The 2,505-nt window shown below is 66.9% G+C and carries 3 protein-coding genes and 1 pseudogene; 1 reads left to right on the plus strand and 3 read right to left on the minus strand.

What is annotated here, in order from left to right; translation table 11 throughout:
- Nucleotides 1-730: META and DUF4377 domain-containing protein (locus FG323_RS11000; protein WP_141454646.1), on the plus strand; the 730-nt coding region annotated here is incomplete at its 5' end.
- Nucleotides 731-793: 63 nt separating this feature from the next.
- Here FG323_RS11000 and FG323_RS11005 read toward each other — a convergent pair.
- The 3 genes and pseudogenes from FG323_RS11005 to FG323_RS11015 form a co-directional block, all read right to left on the minus strand.
- Nucleotides 794-1,318, minus strand: coding sequence for an RDD family protein (locus FG323_RS11005; RefSeq protein WP_141454647.1), 525 nt, complete (start codon nucleotides 1,316-1,318; stop codon nucleotides 794-796).
- A 12-nt stretch (nucleotides 1,319-1,330) separates the two neighbouring features.
- Nucleotides 1,331-1,942, minus strand: coding sequence for a YbhB/YbcL family Raf kinase inhibitor-like protein (locus tag FG323_RS11010; protein WP_141454649.1), 612 nt, complete (start codon nucleotides 1,940-1,942; stop codon nucleotides 1,331-1,333).
- Nucleotides 1,943-1,997: 55 nt separating this feature from the next.
- Nucleotides 1,998-2,505, minus strand: a pseudogene (locus FG323_RS11015) (alpha/beta hydrolase); the annotation flags it as partial.

Genomic DNA, 2,505 nt, shown 5'->3' on the forward strand with positions numbered 1-2,505 from the left:
CGCGACCGCTCCGGCCGCGGCCACGCCGGCCGCCCCCACCGGCGCCGCCGCGCTCGGTGCGTATCACTGGCGCCTGCAGGACGCCAAGGACGCGCAGGGCAAGCGTATCGATGCGCTGTTCGCCCGCGCCGATCACCCGCTCACTCTCGATTTCGCCGAAGGACGCCTGGGCGTCAGCAACGCCTGCAACCGGATGGGTGGCGGCTACACCCTGGAAGGCGACAAGCTGACGGTGTCGCCGATGGTAGCGACCCAGATGGCCTGCGCCGACAGCAAGCTGATGGCGCTGGACGGTGAAGCCGGCAAACGTCTGGAAGGCAGTTCCACCCTCGCGGTGCAGGGCGGCGACGAAGCCCGCCTGACCCTGACCAACGCGGCCGGCGACGTGCTGACCTTCGCCGGCGAAGCCACCGCCGAAACCCGCTACGGCGGCCCGGGCGAACAGGCGTTCCTGGAAGTCGCGGCGGAAACCAAGCCGTGCAGCCACCCGCTGATCCCGAACAAGCAGTGCCTGCAGGTGCGCGAGATCCGCTACGACGACAAGGGCGTGAAGTCGACCGAAGGCGAGTGGCAGAACTTCTACGAGGACATCGAGGGCTATACCCACGAAGCCGGCATCCGCAACGTGCTGCGGGTGAAGCGCTTCAAGCGCAACCCGGTTCCCGTCGACGCATCCGACACCGCCTACGTGCTGGACATGGTGGTCGAGTCGGAGAACGTGAAGAAGTAAGCCGCGCGGTAAAGCGTGGAAAACAAAAGGCCGGATCCGTCGGGATCCGGCCTTTTTGTTGCCTCATTCGGCGACGGCCATCGGCGGCGATGGTGGCCGCGGTCGGCGCATCACCACCCGCGTACGCGGAAGCGAATCGTGCCAGCCACGCGGATTGGCGTCATCGCTGAGCAGCAGTGAGAAGATCTCGAAGGGAATCAGTCGGCACAGGCTGCGCAGCAGCGCGCGCGGGACGGCCACGCGCTGGCCATGCTCATCGACTACCCGGGTGCCGGTGATCAGCTTGCCGACGGTAACGCCGAACAGGCCCTCCATCAGGGTGTAGTAGACCAGGATCAACGCGTACGCAACCACATAATCCGCCCACCAGGGCGCGGTCTCCATCCATAGCAACCAGGCGTCATCGACGAAGACGCTATAGAGAATGGCCGCGAGCAGGACCACGCCCCACATCACCATCTTGTCGATGAGCCAGTTGAAAAAACGGCGCACTTTCGTCGCCGGTTCCCCGACCGATTCCGCGATCGCCGTTGGAACGGCGGTGATCGCCGGCGCGCGATAGGGATCCTGCGTGTCGCGACCTTCCATGGCCCGCCTCCTTCAGCGCAGTCGCGGGTTGAGTGTGTAGGTTCCTTGCACCGCGGCCTCGGCCAGCGCCTGCCCCTGCACCACGCGCTGCACATCCGCGGCGGTGAAGCGATCCGGCAGGTCCAGCGAAGCCACGTCCAGCGCGTAAAGGCGGAAGAAATAACGGTGCACGCGCGCATCGTTGAACGGCGGATACGGACCGTCGTAGCCCAGGTAGTCGCCGCCCATCTGCGCGTCGCCGGCAAACCATCCGGTGTAGTCGTTCAAGCCCTGGCGCGTGCCGGCCGGGCCGGGCGGCGACGCCTTGCCACGCGCGGCGACGCCATCGCTGCAACTGCCGGCGGCGATTTCGCGCACGTCCGCGGGGATGTCGATCATCGTCCAGTGGACGAAATCGGCACGCGGCTGATCGTGCGGAATCTCCATGTCCTCGCGTCCGACCGTCTCGGCAACCGTCGGTGCGTCGGGATCGATGCACAGCAATGCGAACGAGCGCGTGCCGGTGGGCACGTCGTCCCAGGCCAGGTGCGGATTGCGATTGCCGGCGAATCCATCCGGCTGACCCATGGCGAATTCGGCGGGGATGGCTTGCCCGGGTTCGAAACTCCGGCTCCAGATGCGCATGCGCGGGACTCCTTGGATGACGTTGAATTCAGCCGCCATGGTAACCGTGCCGCGCTCAGGCGTCGGCCAGCGCGGCTTCCAGACGATCGGCGACCCAGCGCTCGGCGAACCCGTCGCAGGCGGCGTTCTCGATGAACCCGCAATGCCCGCCCCAGGGCGCGATTTCCAGATGCGCGGTGGCGGGCAGGTGCCAGTGCTCGAAGTCCTCGAACGGGATGACCGGATCGTCCTGCGCCATCAGGATGTCCGACGGCACCTGCAGGCCGGCCAGGCGTTCGCCGGCGATCGAGTAGCCATCGAAATAGGCTTCCAGGGTGCCGAAACCGGTGTGGCGCTCGGCCACCCAGCGCATCAGCCCGCGCATGTCCTGCGCCAGCACGGCGTCATCGTAGGCATGCCGCTCCGGAAACAACTGGCGCTTGCGCAGCAGCGAGCTGCGCCACTTGCGGCGGAAATACCAATCGTAGATCTGCAGCCCGTTCTCGATGTAGTCCATGGTCCGGTGCGGATCCAGCAGCGGGCAGACCGCGGCCACCCGCCGCAATGGCAGGGCGGCCCGCCGG

The organism is Pseudoxanthomonas sp. z9 (assembly GCF_006542425.1).
Classification (GTDB): Bacteria; Pseudomonadota; Gammaproteobacteria; order Xanthomonadales; family Xanthomonadaceae; genus Pseudoxanthomonas_A.